16 protein-coding genes and 2 riboswitches are annotated in these 17,071 nt (G+C 67.0%); of the genes, 5 read left to right on the forward strand and 11 right to left on the reverse strand.

The annotated features are described in order from the left end of the window. Window positions 1-36: 36 nt before the first annotated feature. The 5 genes from E0E39_RS00585 to E0E39_RS00605 all read right to left on the reverse strand — a co-directional run bounded on the left by E0E39_RS00585 (window position 37) and on the right by E0E39_RS00605 (window position 5,119). Window positions 37-1,236: an ABC transporter permease gene (locus tag E0E39_RS00585; RefSeq protein ID WP_130873014.1), complete on the reverse strand. Its 1,200-nt coding sequence runs from the start codon at window positions 1,234-1,236 to the stop codon at window positions 37-39. Beyond that, window positions 1,233-1,877, reverse strand: coding sequence for an ABC transporter ATP-binding protein (locus E0E39_RS00590; RefSeq protein WP_130873015.1), 645 nt, complete (start codon window positions 1,875-1,877; stop codon window positions 1,233-1,235). The genes E0E39_RS00585 and E0E39_RS00590 overlap by 4 nt, the downstream gene beginning before the upstream one ends. A 269-nt stretch (window positions 1,878-2,146) precedes the next feature. Continuing rightward, window positions 2,147-2,917: an ABC transporter ATP-binding protein gene (locus tag E0E39_RS00595; RefSeq protein WP_130873016.1), complete on the reverse strand. Its 771-nt coding sequence runs from the start codon at window positions 2,915-2,917 to the stop codon at window positions 2,147-2,149. Beyond that, entirely contained in the window at window positions 2,917-3,936 is a 1,020-nt protein-coding gene (locus tag E0E39_RS00600; protein WP_051015158.1) for a FecCD family ABC transporter permease, read from the reverse strand. The genes E0E39_RS00595 and E0E39_RS00600 overlap by 1 nt, the downstream gene beginning before the upstream one ends. A gap of 79 nt (window positions 3,937-4,015) precedes the next feature. Further along, window positions 4,016-5,119, reverse strand: a complete 1,104-nt coding sequence (locus E0E39_RS00605; RefSeq protein WP_061787620.1) for an ABC transporter substrate-binding protein — start codon at window positions 5,117-5,119, stop codon at window positions 4,016-4,018. Window positions 5,120-5,160: 41 nt separating this feature from the next. Beyond that, window positions 5,161-5,347, reverse strand: a riboswitch (cobalamin riboswitch). A gap of 212 nt (window positions 5,348-5,559) precedes the next feature. Further along, window positions 5,560-5,677, forward strand: a riboswitch (cobalamin riboswitch). 139 nt (window positions 5,678-5,816) lie between these two features. Here E0E39_RS00605 and E0E39_RS00610 point away from each other — a divergent pair. From E0E39_RS00610 to E0E39_RS00630, 5 genes are all read left to right on the forward strand, one after another. Further along, window positions 5,817-6,854 carry an ABC transporter substrate-binding protein gene (locus E0E39_RS00610; protein ID WP_130873017.1) on the forward strand — a complete coding sequence of 346 codons (1,038 nt, stop codon included), beginning with the start codon at window positions 5,817-5,819 and terminating at the stop codon, window positions 6,852-6,854. A 41-nt stretch (window positions 6,855-6,895) separates the two neighbouring features. Then, the gene (locus E0E39_RS00615) at window positions 6,896-7,897 is read left to right on the forward strand and encodes a FecCD family ABC transporter permease (protein ID WP_130873018.1); all 1,002 of its coding nucleotides are present in this window, start codon (window positions 6,896-6,898) and stop codon (window positions 7,895-7,897) included. Beyond that, window positions 7,894-8,670, forward strand: coding sequence for an ABC transporter ATP-binding protein (locus E0E39_RS16510; protein ID WP_130873019.1), 777 nt, complete (start codon window positions 7,894-7,896; stop codon window positions 8,668-8,670). Before E0E39_RS00615 ends, E0E39_RS16510 begins: the two co-directional genes overlap by 4 nt. 434 nt (window positions 8,671-9,104) lie before the next feature. Beyond that, window positions 9,105-9,410, forward strand: a complete 306-nt coding sequence (locus E0E39_RS00625; protein ID WP_207302369.1) for a type II toxin-antitoxin system Phd/YefM family antitoxin — start codon at window positions 9,105-9,107, stop codon at window positions 9,408-9,410. Then, on the forward strand, window positions 9,407-9,967 hold the full coding sequence (locus tag E0E39_RS00630) for a type II toxin-antitoxin system RelE family toxin (RefSeq protein ID WP_207302370.1): 561 nt from the start codon (window positions 9,407-9,409) through the stop codon (window positions 9,965-9,967). Before E0E39_RS00625 ends, E0E39_RS00630 begins: the two co-directional genes overlap by 4 nt. A gap of 176 nt (window positions 9,968-10,143) precedes the next feature. Here E0E39_RS00630 and E0E39_RS00635 read toward each other — a convergent pair whose 3' ends face one another. The 6 genes from E0E39_RS00635 to E0E39_RS00660 form a co-directional block, all read right to left on the reverse strand. Continuing rightward, entirely contained in the window at window positions 10,144-10,596 is a 453-nt protein-coding gene (locus E0E39_RS00635; RefSeq protein ID WP_130873020.1) for a hypothetical protein, read from the reverse strand. Window positions 10,597-10,608: 12 nt separating this feature from the next. Further along, window positions 10,609-11,214 carry a DUF4276 family protein gene (locus E0E39_RS00640; protein WP_165444580.1) on the reverse strand — a complete coding sequence of 202 codons (606 nt, stop codon included), beginning with the start codon at window positions 11,212-11,214 and terminating at the stop codon, window positions 10,609-10,611. A gap of 20 nt (window positions 11,215-11,234) precedes the next feature. Next, window positions 11,235-12,623 carry an AAA family ATPase gene (locus E0E39_RS00645; RefSeq protein ID WP_130873022.1) on the reverse strand — a complete coding sequence of 463 codons (1,389 nt, stop codon included), beginning with the start codon at window positions 12,621-12,623 and terminating at the stop codon, window positions 11,235-11,237. 123 nt (window positions 12,624-12,746) lie between these two features. Then, complete coding sequence (locus tag E0E39_RS00650; protein ID WP_130873023.1) at window positions 12,747-14,021, reverse strand: aspartate kinase; 1,275 nt, start codon at window positions 14,019-14,021, stop codon at window positions 12,747-12,749. 277 nt (window positions 14,022-14,298) lie between these two features. Then, window positions 14,299-14,958 (reverse strand): response regulator transcription factor, encoded by a 660-nt coding sequence (locus E0E39_RS00655; RefSeq protein WP_130873024.1) that lies wholly within the window; start codon window positions 14,956-14,958, stop codon window positions 14,299-14,301. After that, window positions 14,955-17,069 (reverse strand): ATP-binding protein, encoded by a 2,115-nt coding sequence (locus tag E0E39_RS00660; RefSeq protein WP_130873025.1) that lies wholly within the window; start codon window positions 17,067-17,069, stop codon window positions 14,955-14,957. The genes E0E39_RS00655 and E0E39_RS00660 overlap by 4 nt, the downstream gene beginning before the upstream one ends. Between the last annotated feature and the right edge of the window lie 2 nt (window positions 17,070-17,071).

Here is a 17,071-nt window from a genome sequence, read left to right on the forward strand (position 1 = left end):
TGTCGAAACCATGGTGAGGGTGTCCGGGGCCTTGGGTCAGATCTGACGCAGGAGCGTGTCCGTGTCGACGCGCAGCAGCGTGGCGGCCCTGCGACCCGCTCCGGCGATGAAACCGAGCGGTACGGCGATCAGTGGTACCGCGACCACCCAGGCCTGGGCCAGCAACGCCCCGGGATCCATGCTGAAGCCGGTCACCGACGTCAGCAGGGACGGCAGCGCCGCCAGTGCCACGACCAGCCCCGTGCCCAGAAGCACCCCGATGGCTGAGACGCACAGCGCAAAGATGAGGGCTTCCAGCAGGTAGAACCTCACGATTGCCCGTCGCGTCCACCCCAGGGACCTGAACAACCCGATCTCCTCGATGCGCGATGTCATCCACGTTCCCGCCACGGATGTGCCCGCGAACAGCGCCCCGAGGATGGTGACGAAAAGCACCAGGACGGAGGCCACCGCGAGTCCCTGCCGGGCCCTGTCGAGCTGGACCCCGGAGCCAATGGCGCTGCGGGTGCCGTAGCCCAGGTCCTCCACCGACTTCTGCACCTTCGCGACGTCGTTCACATCCCCGACGTAGAGGTAGATGGAGCTGTAGCCAGGCGTGTCCGGTGGCAGTGCTGCCGCCTGGATCTCGTTGAACTGGGAGGAGTTGATGAACACCGCGTCCGGGGGCTCCCCCTGGATGGTTGCCGGGTCGTAGGTGCCGATCACCTCGAACTGTTTCGCCTCGCCCGTTCCGCTGTTGGAACTGACCGCCCGCGTGACGTTGACCTCGATCGTCTTTCCCACCAGGTTCTCGTGTTTTCCGGGTACCAGCATCTGACCGGGCTCCGGGAAAGCGGCGGGATCGCCGTGGGCGTCCTTCATCCGGTCGTCGAACGGGTTGCGGGGCATCAACCACCACGGCCCCGCGCCGTCCTCGGAGTCGGCGATGTCCGCGGGCGGGTCGATTCCCGACATGCCCGACGGGAACACGTGCTCCACACCGTCCAGTTCCCCCAGTTGCTTGACCGCGTCCGTGTTCAGCGGTGGACTGTCCGGCCTGCCGTAGCCCTGGATGACCTCGATCTCCTTGGCGCCGAGGCTTTCCGTCAATCCCCGGGATGTGCCGTGGGTGGCCCCTCGGGCCAGCCAGGACAGGACAACCGTCGCCAACACCAGGAGCAGCACCAGCACCGCGATCAACCTGTGCCGCCGCACGGTCCTGGCCAGGCTGCGTCTCACCAGGGCGAAGGTGCTCATAGGATGGTCCTCCTTCCGCGGAGAGCAACCGCGCGATCCGCCGCCGCTGAGGTGGCCTCCTCATGGGTCGCGACGACGACCGTGCAGCCCCGGTCGGCCAGATCCCGCAACGCCCGCCGGACGCAGGAGGCCAGGTGGTCGTCGAGGCCCGTGGTCGGTTCGTCCAGCAACAGGACCTCCGCCTCCATCTGCAGGGCCCTCAGGATGCACACCCGGCGTCGCTGCCCGCCGGAGAGCTTGTTGATCTCGGTGTCGTGGAAGTCGTCGATTCCCAGGTTTCTCCTGACCTCCGCGAGCCACGGCGCGGGAGCGCGGGGGTCGGGACCGATCTCCAGGTTCTCGTTCACCGAGAGCCAGGGAAACAGATAACTCGACTGGTGGACGATGCCGATCGCGTGACGTCTGAGGCCGGCCCGGCCGTCCTCGTCCAACTGGCTGAGGTCCTGCCCCGCCACCTCGACGACGCCCTGATCCGCCGTGGTCAAACCTCCCAGTATGTTCAACAAGGTGGTTTTCCCACCGCCGGACGGCGACACGAGCGTCACCAACTCACCGGCGTCGACCCAGAAATCAAGATCCTTGAGCACGACGTTCTCGCCATACGACTTCGTTATGCCGTGACACGTGATTCTGGTCGTCATTCAATTCCCCAAACGGCGCTCAGACGGTGGGCGAGAGAGGAAACGGGACCGCATTTCGAGGGCTGCCCCGATCCGTCATCATCAAGCATTCAACATTGTTGCGGGTGGTCGGCTTCTGCAAGTTTACCTTGACGCCTTGCTCTTGCTGTGCGGAAAGACCGGGATGCGTCGCGTCCCTAATCCCGGTTGCGCAGCACTCAACTCGATTTTCGCCCCTTCTGGGGCGATTTTTGAGATTGAGTGCTGCGCAACCGGGTGGGGCTCCTCGTTCACGGGTAGCTGAGCAGCAGCCGGGGTTCCCCGGTGGCCGGGTCGGTCACCATCGAGGCGGCCATTCCGAACACGTCGCCGACCAGTTCCGGGGTGAGCACCTCCGAGGGTTTCCCGTCCGCCGCGACCCCGCCGTCGTTCAGAACCACGATGTGGTCGAAATAGGTGGCGGCCAGGTCGAGGTCGTGGATGGCGGCGATCACGGTGCGTCCCAGCCCCCGCACCATCCGCAGCAGCGCGTGCTGGTGCCGGATGTCGAGGTGATTGGTGGGTTCGTCCAGCAGCAGCAGCTCCGTGCGCTGCGCCAGGCCACGCGCCAGCAGCACCCGGCGCTGCTCGCCTCCCGAGAGCTGGTGGAAACCCCGGTTCGCGTAGGCGGTCATCGACACCTGTTCCAGGGCCTCGGCGACGGCGTTGCGTTCCTTGCGGCCGCCACCCGACCACGGCGGCCGGTGGGGCAGCAGCCCCAGCGCGACGACCTCCGCGACCCGCAGGTCAGCGGGGGTTTCCTCCTGCTGACCGACCATCGCCAAGGTCCTGGCGCGTTCCAGCGGGCTCAGTTTCACGAGGTCACGACCGGCGACCAGCACCCTGCCCGACGGGATCGGCAGCAGCCCCGCGAGGGTCCGCAGCAACGTCGACTTGCCGGTTCCGTTGGGGCCGACCAGGGCCATCATCTCCCCCTCGGGAACCTCCAGGTCGACCCCGTTCAGGATCGGATACTTCCCCAGCGCGCAGCCCAGGTCCTGCGTGGCGAGCATCGTGTTCATCAGCCGGCACCTCCGAAGTGGTAGTGGCGCCTGCCGAGCAGCAGCAGGAAGACCGGGGCGCCGATCAGGCCCGTCACGACGCTCAGCGGAACCTCCATGGGTGGGGCCATGACGCGGGCCGCGACATCCACCCACACCATGAACAGAGCCCCCATGAGGGCAGCCACCGGCAGCACGCAGCGGTGGCGCGCCCCCACCATGAGCCGGGCCAGGTGGGGGACGATCAGCCCGACGAAACCGACCCCGCCGACGACCGCCACCAGGGCGCCGACCAGGAGGGCCTGCAGCACGAAGACCGCGTTGCGGGCCTGCTTCACCGGCACACCGAGGCTGGCGGCCACGTCGGGACCGTTCGCGAGGGCGTCCAGCCAGCCGCTGCCTGCCATCATGACGATGAATGCCAGCACCACGACGACCAGCGGGAACAGCAGCTGATCCCATTTCGCGCGTGTCAGGCTGCCGAGCAGCCAGAACAGCACGGACTGGGCGGCCTGCGGTTCCTGGCTGCGGATGACCAGGAAGCTCGCAATGGCCGAGAACGCTGAGCCCAGCACCGTGCCGGTGAGCACCAGCCTCAGCGGTGTGAGGCCGCCCTGGGCCATGGCGATGCCGAACACGACGACGGCCGCCCCGAGCGCCCCCGCCAGGGCGCCGGCGGTGAGTGCCAGGGTGCCCAGCGAGCTGAACAAGCCGATGGTGATCACGGCGGTGGCGCCGACGCTCGCGCCCGAGGAGATGCCGAGCAGGTAGGGATCGGCGAGGGGGTTGCGCACGAGGGTCTGGATGACGGAACCGGCCAGTGCCAGCCCGGCGCCGACGAAACTTCCCAGCAGCACGCGGGGAGCGCGGATGTTCCAGACGATGGTGTTGGCCGTCTGGGGTGCATCGGGGCTGCCGGTCAGGTGCGCCATCAGCACGTCGACGACGGTGCCGGGGGACACGGAACTGGGGCCGAAACCGGTGGCCAGCACGAGACTGGCCACCAGGGCGATCAGCAGGCAGACGATCAGGGGAGCCACCGGCGCTCGCCAAGAGGTCACCTGATCCCTGCCGGTCCTGGAACGGGTTTTCACGTTCACCGGAGGGGTCCCGGGCCGTTCAGCTCTTGAGAACGCCGTAGCCGAGGCTTTCCGGGAGTTTGCCCTTGACCGGGCTCTCGGGGGCCATGCCCATCTGCTCGAGACCCTTGCGGATCTGCACCGCCGCCTCCAGGTTCGGGTATCCGCTGGTGAACAGCACGAGGGGCAGGACGATGATGCGGTTCTGCTTGACCACGTCGAGGTTCGCGAGCGCCGGCTGGGTGCGGATGGTCTCCAGTTTGTTCTTGATCTCGTCCGCGTCGCCCTTGCGGTAGTCGAGGACGACGATCACGTCCGGCTGGGTTTCCGCCACGGACTCCCAGCTGGCCTTGAACCAGGTGGTGTCCTGGTTTTCGAACACGTTGACGCCGCCCGCCGCGTCGATGATGCCCTGCGGCGGCCCGTTGCGCCCGGAGGTGTAGAGCTCATTGGTGCCGCTGTCGAACAGCAGGATGCGGGGCTTCTTCGTCGGGGCCGGGGCCTGTTGCAGCTCCGCGAGCTGCGTGTTGAACTCCGTGAGGGCCTCCGTGGCCTCGGCGGTCCTGCCGGTCAGGGCGCCGTAGTTCTGGATGTCGGTGCGCACCGCGTCCCACGGGTCCATGGTGCCGAGTTTCGAGGAGGAACCGGCGGCGGGATCCTGCCTGCACGAGTCGCTGATGACGTAGGTGGGGATGTTCTGCTCGGCCGCCGCCTCGGGGGTCACACCCGAGGAACCGGAGAACAGCCCGCTGTAGGAGCCGATCAGCAGGTCCGGTTCGGTGGAGACGATGGACTCCATGGAGATGGGGTTCTGCAGGCGGGGAACGTTCTCGATGCCGGGGCTGTAGAGGGCGGAGAGCACCTCGTCGTTTCCCTTCTGCAGCGACACCGCCGCCAGGTTCTGGACCGCGCCGATGCGGATCAGGGTTCCGATGTTCGCCGAGTTGCTGGTGGCGACGATGCGGGAGGCCTGTTTGGGGTAGGTCACCTCGGTGCCGCAGTTGGTCAGGGTGACGGGGCCGGAACCCGAGGTGGAGGCCTGGGGCGACGGGGAACCGGACGAGCAGGCGGCGACCAGCAGGGCTGCTGCGCTCAGCGCTGCGAGGGTGAGGTGGGGTTTTCGGGAAACACGGGATGTGGGCACGACGATCCTGTCCTTGGCTAGGGCCTTTTCGCGAGGCCGGGGGATACCAACCGGAGACGGCAGGTATTCGGGCTTCAGCTTTCCCGTCCCCAGAACCTTCCCAGACGATCCCGTCCAGTGGCGTACTTGGCGACAACGCCGTTACCGCTGCGCGTCAGCTCCGGATTCTCACCGGATTCCCTTGTCCGCTTCCTCGGGCAGCCTAACACCGACTTCGGCGGTCCAGCCGGGCGGGGTTCCGTCGCGCCCGGAAGGGTTTGATGGAGAGCGGGGGAGGTGCGGTGGCGGGGCATACCGAGCGGGGCCGATCGCCGAGACGATTGAAAAGGTGATCGAGCACGTGGGGCCTTGCAGCGGCATCTTCGCCACCGCGTCCCGATGTGTGGACAGCACCCGGTGGGAGGGCTAGCCTTGTCGGCGTCGCCGAGCGCCCACGGGCAGGGAATCCGGTGCGACTCCGGAACTGACGCGCAGCGGTGAGGGTGACACCGGATCATCAAGCCACTGGGCGACCTGCCCGGGAAGGCGGTCCGGTGGCAGAACCCGAGTCCGAAGACCGATCGGCGATGGGCACGCGAACCACCGTGCCCTGCCGTTCAGGGCCTCGCGCAACGGCCCCCGAGACAAGATCCTGTGTGCCATTTCCAGTGGCTGCCGTCACCCCCAAAACATCTCACAACTCAAGGGAATCACCCAGATGCACGTGAATAAGTCCGTTTGTTCGCTCGCGCTGCTGTCGGCTCTGCTGCTGGGCAGCTGCGCGGGCGCGGCCAAGGACCAGCCTGCCGACGCCTCCGCCAACCAGTCCTCCGGGGCCTCCGCCGCCGGTTTCCCCCTCACCATCGACAACTGCGGACACCAGCTGACGTTCAAGAAGGCGCCCGCACGGACGGTGTCGCTGAACCAGTCCTCCACCGAGATCCAGCTCTCCCTCGGGATCGCCGACAAGATGGTGGGCACCGCCACCTGGACCGATCCGGTGCTGTCGTCGCTGGAGAGCGAGAACGCGAAGGTGGAGCGGATCTCCGACGGCGGCCCCACCTCGGAGGCGGTCATCGCCAAGGAACCGGACCTCGTCACGGCATCCTTCCCGAGCACGCTGACCGACAAGGTCGCGGGCAGCTACGAGAAGTACGAATCCCTCGGGGTGCCCGCCTACCTGGCGCCGAACCAGTGCGGCAAGAAGAGCGGCGACGACGCCCCGGCGGAGAACTTCACCATTGAGAAGGTGTATCAGGAGGTCGATGAACTCTCCCGCATCCACGGCGTGCCCGAGAAGGGCAAGGAGCTCGTCGCCCAGCTCAGGCAGCGCCTGGAGAAGGCGGTAGCGCAGAAACCCGGCAAGCCCGTCAAGGTGATGTTCTGGTTCGCGAACTCCGAGGCCCCCTACCTGGCGGGCGGTTCCGGTGCGTCCCAGTTCGTCAGCGACCAGCTCGGCATCACCAACATCTACTCCGACCAGCGCGACGAGTGGCCGCAGGTCAGCTGGGAGGACGTCGCCGCCAAGAACCCCGACATCATCGTGATGGGTGATCTCACCCGCAAGTCCCAGACTGCGGAGACCGCGGACGCGAAGATCGAATACCTGAAGTCGAACCCGGTCACCTCCCAGATGGACGCCGTCAAGAACGAGCGGTTTATCAAGGTCGCGGGCGGCGACATGAACCCGTCGATCCGCACCGTCGACCTGGCCGAGAAGCTGGTCGCCGGGATCGAGCAGTTCGGCCTCAAGTGACGCCATCCGCGACGACCCGGGGCCGGCGCCGGCGGCTTCCGGTGACACCGGTCCTGCTGATCGGACTGGTCCTGCTGGTTGGGTCCATCCTCTACGCGATCACCTTCGGACCCTCCGACCTGAGCATCGGCGAGGTCTGGGGGGTGGTCGCGAACAAACTGGGGCTGGGACCCGACCCCGAACTGAGTCCGTTGCGCACCGCGACGGTGTGGCAGCTGCGGCTACCCCGTGTGCTGCTGGCCGCGGTCGCGGGTGCCGGGTTGAGCCTGTGCGGCGTCATCATGCAGTCGCTGCTGCGCAACCCGCTGGCCGAACCCTACCTGCTGGGTGTCTCCTCGGGCGCCTCCACCGGCGCAGTCCTGGTGCTGATCGCTGGTCTCGGGGGTGGGGTCATCAGTTTCTCGGCGGGCGCGTTCGTGGGGTCGCTGGGGGCCTTCGCGCTGACCCTGCTGCTGTCCCGGCTGGCCGGTGGCACCACCGACAAGATCGTGCTGGCGGGCATCGCGGTGACCCAGGGGTTCTCCGCGTTGACGTCGTTCATCATCATGATCGGCGCGGACGCCAACGTCACCCGGGGCATCCTGTACTGGCTGATGGGTTCCTTCGCCAACGTCTCCTGGGAGGAGGTAGCGCTCACAGCCGCGGTGCTGGGGTGTTTCCTCGTGCTCACCATCGGCATGGCCGGTTCCCTGGACGCGTTCATGTTCGGTGAGAAGGAGGCCGTCTCGCTCGGGGTGTCCGTGCAGCGCACCCGGGTGGTGCTGCTGGGATGCGCGGCCCTCATGACGGCGGTCGTGGTCTCCTCGTCGGGATCGATCGGTTTCGTCGGGCTCGTGCTGCCGCACATCTCCCGGATGCTCGTCGGCTCCAGGCACCGGGGGTTGCTGCCGGTCTCGGCGCTGCTGGGCGCGATCTTCCTGCTGTGGGCGGACACCATCGCCCGGACGCTGTTCGCTCCGCTGGAGGTCCCCGTCGGGGTGATCACCGCCCTGTTCGGCGTGCCCATCTTCGCCACCATTCTCGCCAGGACCAGGAAACGATGAAGATAGAAGCAGAGAACCTGTCGTGGGCCGCCGGTCCGGCCATCATCGTCGACGGCATCGACGTGCCCGCGATGCCCGGTCGCATTCTGGGGTTGCTGGGACCCAACGGGTCGGGAAAATCGACGCTGCTGGGGATGCTGGCCCGCACCATTCAGCCACGCACGGGCGTCGTCAGACTCGACGACCGCCCCTACGCCGACTGGGCGCCGCGCGACATCGCGCGGGTGCTGTCGGTGGTGCAGCAGAAGGCGACCACCGACCAGGACGTCACCGTGCGCGACGTCATCGACCTGGGACGGATCCCGCACCGCCGTCGCTGGGCCGGTCCCAGTCCCCGCGACCGCGAGGTCGTGGAGGCCGCCGCCCGCCGCACCGGCATCGACCACCTCCTGAACCGTGACTGGCACACCCTCTCCGGGGGTGAGCAGCAACGCGCCCACCTGGCCCGGGCGTTCGCCCAGGACGGGCAGGTCATGCTGCTGGACGAACCCACCAACCACCTCGACATCTCCCACCAGCTGGACATCCTCGCGACCCTGCGGGAGACGGGCCTGGGAGTGGTCGTCGCCCTGCACGACCTGAACCTCGCCACCACGTTCTGCGACGAGGTGCTGGTCCTGTGCAAGGGCCGGGCGGTGTGCCTGGGGCGTCCCGCGGACGTGCTGACCGAGGACCTGATCCGTGAGGTCTACGGGGTGGAGGTGCGGATCCTGCACCCGGACGGCGAGGAGACGCCGCTGTTCCAGTTCCTCAGGCCGGTGGCCGAGGCCTGAACGGCGGGGAATCCCGGTTGCGCAGCACTCAACTCGGATTTTCCGCCATCAGCGGCGGTTTTCGGGGTTGAGTGCTGCGCAACCGGGTGACCTTGTCGTGAACCGGTACCTGGAGGCTTATCACAGCCTTTCTGAAGCTGGTTGAGCCGGACCGCGACGAAGGAGCAGTCCGTGTCGAAACCACTAAGGGCCCGCCGCAATCCCCAGGACGTGACCACCAGAGGATTGTGCTGACCGGTGCCCCGCCTGTGAATAAGCCTTCTGGTTCCGCGCATGCCCTGCTGTGCAGCTCGCGTCACAGTGACACATGTACATCTACAGTGACAATTGTCGATGTGGTGTGTCACTGTGGTTGTCAGTCTGCGCGGCCGAGTGGCGACCACGATCCCCTGGGCCTCGTTGTTCCAGGTAGATTTCCAGGTAGAATTGTCGTCGTGAGCGTGTTCTCCATAACTGATGCGAACCGCGTCGGAATCTCCGGGCTCGTCAGTTCCGCGGAATCCGGGCGGGTGGTGACCCTGTCCCGTCACGGAAAACCTGTTGCCGAGATCGTTTCCCGGGAAGAGATGGACCTGCTCCGCCGTGACCGGGAAACTCTCCGCGATGTCGTCCTCGTCATGACCCGGATGATCACCGATTCGGGCAATCGGACGGAGCTCGACGACGCGATGGAGGCTTTCGGAATCAACCGGGATGAACTCGAGTCCGAGATCAGGTCCGGCCTGCACACCCTGCCGTGACGAAGAACGCGAAGCGCGTGCGCCTCACCGACGACGCCATTGACGACCTCCGCAGGCTGCACAGGAAAGATCCCCGGATCGTGCGCGACTTGTTCGCAAAAATGCTTCTGCTCGAACGGGTGAGCGATGCGGGTGAGCCTCTCGTCGGCGCGTTGGTCGGGTTCCGCAAGCTCGTCGTCGGCGATCGCTCGTGGCGCATCGTGTGGCGTGAGACGACGGACGTGCGAAACAACCCCGTGCTGGACATCTCCGAGGTCTGGGCCGCTGGGGCCCGCGAGGACGGAGAGGTCTACTCGGAGATGAAACGCAGGGTGGAAAAGGCGCGGAAGGCAGGACATCCGCAGGCGAAACCACTCGCCGAGGTGCTTGAGCGCATGGGAAGGCTGTACAGCGATATTCCTGCAACTCCCGAACCCACCCAACCTGCCGGATTACCGGATTGGCTCGTCAGGGGACTTCGGGAGGAGTTGCACCTGCCGATGGAGGAAATAGCGAATCTGTCGGAACCGGATGCGAAGCGACTGATGGTCGAGCACTGGTCCAGGAAACCGGAATGACGCCAAGCTGCGGTGTCCACATCACGGTTGTGCAGCACTCAACTCGGATTTTCCGCCATCAGCGGCGGTTTTCGGGGTTGAGTGCTGCGCAACCGGGTGGAACCGGGATACACCGATCCCGCACGTGCGGGATCAGCGGTTGATCATGAAGTAGAACCCCGGGTCTCCCGCGTGGGTCATGACGAAACCGATGCCGTCCAGGCAGAAGTTCGCGATGGATGCCGCGTCGTCGTCCAGCTGGACGGTGCGGTGAAGCCGTCGTCCCTGCTCTCCCAGCCGCTCACCCACAGTTCCAGCAGCACGGAGGTGTCCTCCGAGCTGGGCGTCGGGCGCGCGCCCAGCTCGTCGTGGGGGATAAGAACGCAGGCGTTGGCGCTGTTGACGGGAGCCCAGAAGTCGCAGACCAAGTCGCGTTCGCACGTGAACAGGAACAGCGTGTGCCCGGCCGGGAGCCGGGGCGCCAGGGGGTCACCGGTGAACTGGCCGAGGAAACTCATGGGCAGGTTGCACAAGGCACACACCGGCCAGTCCCGCGACCACCCGATCGGGGCTCCGCCCACCTTGCAGACGACATCGGGCCGGGTGCGTTCCGGTTTCCGGACGGACCAGGTGGGAAAGTGGCTGAGCACGGGCTGTTCCCTTCAGTTCTGATTTTCGAGCTGCGCCAGGGCCCTTTGGATGTCGCGCTCCAGGCATTGCCAGGAGGGCAGGCCCCGCACGGCGCCGAAGGGATCGAGGCGTTGCAGCAACACCCCGCGGTGACGGTTGAAGCCGTTCTTCTGCTTCTGCAACCGCCGTCCGCCTGTCTCGCTCGCCGCGAGAAGCGCTTTCTTCAGGATTTCCTTGGGATTCCTGATGCCCTCGATGGCATTCGGTTTCGGCAGCTTCAGGGGTTGTTTCCCTTTTGGACAGGCCACGACATCCCGGATCGCCTGTTCGTCCAGGAGAAGCCAGGCCTCGGTTTCCTGCACCGGAATGACCGGAACGTGTGGGTGTGGGAAACCGCTGTCCTCCACTCCGCGTCGGATCTCGCGTTCCCGTCCGTCACGATCGGGACCGTCGGAGTCCCGGTGGATGAACACCATGTCGAGATTCGCGCCTTCCCTGAGCAGCTGTCGTAGCCGTGTGGCGATCGGCCCCTTCCGTGCGTCGGTCATTCCGGTGGCCTCCCGGGCGCCGAAATGAATCAACAGGGTCTCCAGGTGCGCTCTGAGCCCCTCGTCGGACGACCCTTCGCACAGGAGCACGAAGGAAATGCTCCCGACTGTCACGAGACGGCCTCGATCGACAACAGCGTGTTCGGTGGTTCGGTCAGGTAGTCCGACAGGGAGGCCTTGAGGACGGTGCGTGCCCCTTGTATCGCCTGCCATGTTTCCGGCAGCGGGCGCAGCTGCACCGTGGTCGTGATCCTCCCGTCCCTGCGAACCCGGGTGGGAACCGCAGCCAGCAGGTTGTCGTCGTAATAGCGGACGAAATGGGGGGAATGGGTGTTGACCATGACCTGGCGCATTGGATTCCCCGGCCCCGGTGGATCCTGCGGGTCCACGGCGAGGGAACGGACCAGATCGACCATGGCCTCGATGCGGGCCGGATGGATGCCGTTCTCGGGTTCCTCCATGCACAGCAACCCTCCGAAGGAGTCGTCGACGCGCATGATGCACAGCGTGAGGAAACGAAGCGTCCCGTCGGACAGGGAACGTGCCGGCAGCCACGGGCCGGTGCCCATGGAGGCCATCAGGGTGAGGGTGTCGCGGCGCTCGTCGTAGTCGACCGTGATGCCGCGGATGTCGGTGAGTACCGCCGCCTCGGAGGCGACCTCGGCGTAGACGTCGTCGCCCTGTTCCCTGGCCATGCGATACAGCGTCGCCGCCAGGTGCGCCCCAGACGTCGTGGGGTGAGGATCCACGAGAGTGCTGTCCGGGGCGCGCATGGCGGAAGGTTCGAGCGCCAACAGCCGCCACTGCTGCATCTCCCGGCGGGCAGACAGGATCGTCTGGTCGTCGGCGGCGGTAGTGGTGGACACGATCGTGCGCGGCGCCCGGGCGGCCGCCGAGGGGCGCGGTTTCCCCCGGCTGCCCCCGTCCTGGTGGACGTTGACCACGGCCTCCCCGGCCTCCCCTCGTGTGGTGGAGATGTAGGCCACACCGGCGCGCCTCCCCCTGACGACGGCGTCGCGGAACTGCTTCTTACCACGGGTCCATGGAAGATGTTTGGGGGCGTCGCCCAGATTGATGTGGGTCAGGCTCTCGTGTTCGAGCTGGATCCTCCCGATCCGGGGGGAGGCCGGGTCGGGTGGGAGGTAGCGCAGCTTCAGGTCGTAGCGGAGGAAGGTGGTGGTCGCCGACACCTCGCGACCGAAGTCGTCGGTCACCTCCGCGGGAACGATCATCTCGACACCGAAGGAGATGACGGGATCACTGGATTCGGCGTTGTTCCAGAACAGGGACCGCGGGTCCACGACCTGCCCGCCGCGCAACCTGAGGCGCTGGGCCGCCTCGAGGAAGGTGTGATCCGCCAGCAGGGACAGGAACTCGATGGCGTCGAAGACGTTCGACTTTCCCACCGCATTGGGGCCCGCTATGCAGGTGTAGGGGCCGAAGTGGACATCGAGTCCCAGCAGGTTCTTGAACCCGTCGACCTGGAGTCGGGTGAGCATGGCCCCAGCTTAGGACGTCACGCCGGTCGCGGTGCGCTGGATCGGGCGATCCGAGTGTCCCACCAGGAGCGGTGTCCCACCAGGAGCGCGCCCGGGGGCCGGTCCTGCCGGCCCCGTGTCCTCTCAGCGGCCCGTTCCGGCGTAGACGACGGCCTCCTCCTCGCCGTCCAGGCCGAAGGCGGCGTGGGCGCCGCGGACGGCGCGGTCCACTTCGTCTGTGCTGACCACCACGGAGATGCGGATCTCGGATGTGGAGATCATCTGCAGGTTGACGCCCTCGGCCGCCAAGGCCTTGAAGAAGGTGGTGGTCACACCCGAATGGGACCGCATCCCGACGCCGACGATCGAGACCTTGCCGATCTGGTCGTCGTAGAGGACCTCCTCGAAACCGATCTTGTTCTTGTTCGCCTCGAGCGCCTCGATGCCCTTGCGGCCGTCGGACATGGGCAGGGTGAAGGAGATGTCGGTCTTCACGTCCGAGAGCCTGGATACGTTCTGCACGATCATGTCGATGTTGATGCCCGCGTCCGAGATGACCTCGAAGATCGAGGCGGCCGCACCCACCTGGTCGGGGACGCCGATGACGGTGATCTTGGCCTCGCTGCGGTCGTGGGCCACGCCCGTGATGATGGCTTCTTCCATTTTGCCTGCCTTCCTGACCTCGTCGTGGGGTTTCACCCAGGTGCCCGGTTTGTCACTGAAGGACGAACGGACGTGGACCTTCACGTTCTCGCGGCGCGCGTACTCGACACAGCGCAGGTGGAGGATCTTGGCGCCGGAGGCGGCCAGCTCCATCATCTCCTCGTAGCCGATCTCGGTGATCCGGCGGGCGCTCGGCACGATCCGCGGGTCGGCGGTGTAGACGCCGTCGACGTCGGTGTAGATCTCGCAGTGGTCGGCGCCCAGGGCCGAGGCCAGCGCGACCGCCGTGGTGTCGGAGGCGCCGCGACCCAGCGTCGTGACGTCCTTGGTGGTCTGCGCCACGCCCTGGAAACCGGCGACGATGACGACGCTGCCCTCCTCCAGGGAACGCACGACGCGCCCCGGGGTGATGTCGATGATGCGCGCGTTGCCGTGGGTGGGGGTGGTGAGAATGCCCGCCTGGGAGCCGGTGTAGCTGACGGCCTCGACCCCGAGGTCGGCCAGGGCCATCGCCAGCAGCGCCGCCGACTGGCGTTCCCCGGTGGTCAGCAGCATGTCCAGTTCACGGGATTTCGGGTTCGGGCTCACCTTCAGGGCCAGGTCCATCAGCTCGTCGGTGGTGTCGCCCATCGCCGAGATGACGATGATGACCTCGTGCCCGTCGGCGCGCGTGCGCGCGATCCGCCGGGCGACGCGCTTGATGGATTCGGCGTCGGCCACCGAGGAGCCACCGTACTTCTGAACAATGCGTCCCACGCAAACCTCCTTCACCGACAGGGAAGGCTACCGGACGAGGCCGGGAACCCCCAGATCCCGTCCAGCATGAGCAATCTTCGCTGAAAACGAGCCGACGGGAGGCGCCCCTGCGCGGGTTCCCGTCCCGCGTTCGCTGGCCTTGATCCGGGTTTGCTGGCCTTGTTCACGTTTGCCTGCGCTGTGAGGCCAGCAAACATCAACAAGGTCAGCAAACCGGCGGTAAAGCCAGCAAACCGGCGGGTGGGGTGGGATCAGGTCCCGGGGATGGCCCCACCCCTCAGTTGGATTCCGCCGTCCCGTCGAGATCGAACCAGCCGTCCTCCCAGGTCTGGGTGGCGGCCGCGGTCGTGTTGCCGACCGGCCTGCCGACGGCCGCGTACTTCTCGTAGGCCCGCGCCAGGTAGGTCTTGACGGTGGACAGGGAGATGATGGGATTGAACTGGCGGCCGATGGCCTTGATGGGAACCCCCTCCGAGGCGAGTCGCAGACAGCGCAGCTCATGGGCCGACAACGCGGGCAGTTCCGCCGCGTCCTCGATGAGCGCGGCCGCCATCGCCGAGGACGGCGACCATCCCGTCTCGTGGATCTCCCGCAACGTCTCGAAGTGTTTGTCCGGCGACTCGTCCTTGAGGGCGAGGCCCCGGGCGCCGGCCCGCATGGCCATGCTGATCGGGACGCGACGATGGTCCGCGGTGAAGGCGAGGCACGAAATGCCCGCCTGACTCAGTACTCGAATGGTCTCGTGCCCGGCCAACTGGCCGTGCAACATCAAATCCACCATGGCCACGTCGGGATGGTTCTCGAGGCACCACGCCTGGAACTCCTCGGGGTAGGTGCTGGTGTACACCACCGCCAACTCCGGGTAGTCGCGACCGAGCGCCGAAATGGCGCGGCAGATGAATTCGTGGTCATCGAGGACTGCCACCTTGATGCTCACGGCTTGTCCTCCTCACAACTGAACTGGGTGAAATCCGGATCGGTAAGCAAGATTCTGGCACCTGTGAGGCCTGCCTGTCGCGTCTCCGTTAAACCCGGTTCTGCAACAGTCGCCACGAGAGTGCCCTGACGGCGGGTGATGGTCAGGTGCTGGCCGGGGACGGCGGGGTCCAGCTGGTTCAGCAGGGAGGCGAATCTCGTCGCCTCGAAGGCCTCCACCTGTTCCACGTCGAGCAGGCATCCCCAGCCCGCGCGACGCAACCGGTCCAGGGCCGTGGCCAGGTGAATGCCCCCCGGCCACAACCGCAGGGCGTCGCGCAGCCGCGACTCCACGTGCCTGGCCTCGACGCGCACGGCGGGATCGGCGGGATCGACGGCCCCGGTGTAGAGCCCGGTGAACAGGGGGCCGCAGATCCGGTCCAGTGCCGCGATCCACGCCTCCTGCTCCGCCACCCGCTCGTTCCTGAGCTGCTCGGCGAGCTGCTCCTCGGTGCGTTCCTCCTGCGCCTGGTGGGCGCGTTTCCCGATGTCCGAGGCGCCGAGCGCCAACACCAGCGTCACCACACCGGCGGTGATGACGACCCCGGGGGAGCCGATGTCGGTGCCCTCCGGTACCCGCCCGAAAAGTCCCAGCGCCCCGGCGATGCTGGCGGCGACGTTGGCGAGCACCAACCCGGTGGCCTCCTTCCACTGCCGTCCCGGGATGGTGAGGACCATCAGGGCGGTGGTCAGGCCGACGGTCCACAGGTCGTAGCGGTTGTTGCCGGAGGCCGTCGACAACCAGGCGTGGTTCGCGATGAGCAGCCCGATGCCCCAGACGTTGGCCAGGATCGCCTCGTGGATGTGCAGGCCGCGCCTGCGCAGCACGCGGCTGGTCAGCGCCACCACGAACGCCGTCGCCACGAAGAGCGTCCATGCCATGAGCGGACTCGGCCCGACGTTCCGCAACATCAGCAGCAGGCCCGTCCCGAACAGGCTCGGCAGCGCGATCAGTGACAACCACCGCCGGCCCGACGGGCCGATGCGGGCCGCGTGCGGGATCGGGTTCCAGGTGAGGGTGACGGCGGTGCCGCCGACGACGTCGGAATGGATGGTGGCGTGCCCACCGACCTCCGCCATGCGCCCGTGAATGCCCTCCTTGATGCCCATGCGGCTGCGCGGCACCTCGCTGGGATCGAAACCGGGGCCCCAGTCGCTGATGACGACGGTGCAGCCACTGCCGGAGGTGCGGGCCGTCACCTGGGCGGTGCCGCCGGGAACGTGTTTGGCGACGTTGCGCACCGCCTCCCGGGTTGCCTCGGCGATGTTGCGGGTCACCTTGGACGGCAGGCTGGCCTCGTCCTCGATGCGCAGCGCGACGGGGCAGCCGACATCGGTGACGGCCTGCTCCAGGGCGCTCAACAGGGGAGAGGCCTCCAGATCCAGGTCGGAGGTGCCCAGCCCTGCCCGCGACTCCTCACCCAGCCGCAGCACCTCCTCGCGGGTGATCTCCCCGCGTCCGCTCGCGACCTGCTGGAACAGGTGCAGGAGGGTGTCGTGGACTCGACGGATGTTCTCCCTGCGGGTGCTCTCCAACAGCCGGGTGCGATGCTCCACGCTCCGGCGACGGGCATCGTCGGCGACGCTGTCCTCGAGGTCCTGCAGCTGGGCCTGCATGGTGCGGTAGGCCAACGTCATGATGCCGATCGCGACGATCGTGAAACCGATGTCGAGGAGCTGCTGTCGCCAGTCGAGGCGCGGCAGCAGCACGATCATCGGGGCGAGCGCGCCGACCGTCATGAGGATCCAGGGGCCGTGACTGTCGCGCCGGTGTTGCAGCAGGTAGATCAGGATCGTCCAGACCCACAGGTTGGAGTGCCACACCACCGGGCCCTCACCGAGCCACATACCGGCGCCGGCGAGCCAGAACCCGATGGTGTTGACCAGGGCCACGGGCCAGACCAGGGGAAGGTCGAGGAAGGCCCCGAGCGCGGCCAACAGATGGGCCAGCGCCATCAGCGCGAGCCCGGACACGGCGAGACCGTCCAAACCGGGGGTCAGCAGGTCCTCGACGGGGGTCAGGCCCTGCAGGGCCGCGGCCAGACCCACGCCGAAACCCATCAGTCGGCGCATTC

Origin of the sequence: [Pseudopropionibacterium] massiliense (assembly GCF_900607225.1) — a bacterium.
GTDB classification, from domain to species: Bacteria; Actinomycetota; Actinomycetes; order Propionibacteriales; family Propionibacteriaceae; genus Arachnia; species Arachnia massiliensis.

Bases quoted from the DNA above. Each gene is read 5' to 3' on its own strand.
- E0E39_RS00585 (WP_130873014.1), bottom strand. From the start codon at position 1,236: ATGAGCACCTTCGCCCTGGTGAGACGCAGCCTGGCCAGGACCGTGCGG.
- E0E39_RS00590 (WP_130873015.1), bottom strand. From the start codon at position 1,877: ATGACGACCAGAATCACGTGTCACGGCATAACGAAGTCGTATGGCGAG.
- E0E39_RS00595 (WP_130873016.1), bottom strand. From the start codon at position 2,917: ATGAACACGATGCTCGCCACGCAGGACCTGGGCTGCGCGCTGGGGAAG.
- E0E39_RS00610 (WP_130873017.1), top strand. From the start codon at position 5,817: ATGCACGTGAATAAGTCCGTTTGTTCGCTCGCGCTGCTGTCGGCTCTG.
- E0E39_RS16510 (WP_130873019.1), top strand. From the start codon at position 7,894: ATGAAGATAGAAGCAGAGAACCTGTCGTGGGCCGCCGGTCCGGCCATC.
- E0E39_RS00645 (WP_130873022.1), bottom strand. From the start codon at position 12,623: ATGCTCACCCGACTCCAGGTCGACGGGTTCAAGAACCTGCTGGGACTC.
- E0E39_RS00660 (WP_130873025.1), bottom strand. From the start codon at position 17,069: ATGCGCCGACTGATGGGTTTCGGCGTGGGTCTGGCCGCGGCCCTGCAG.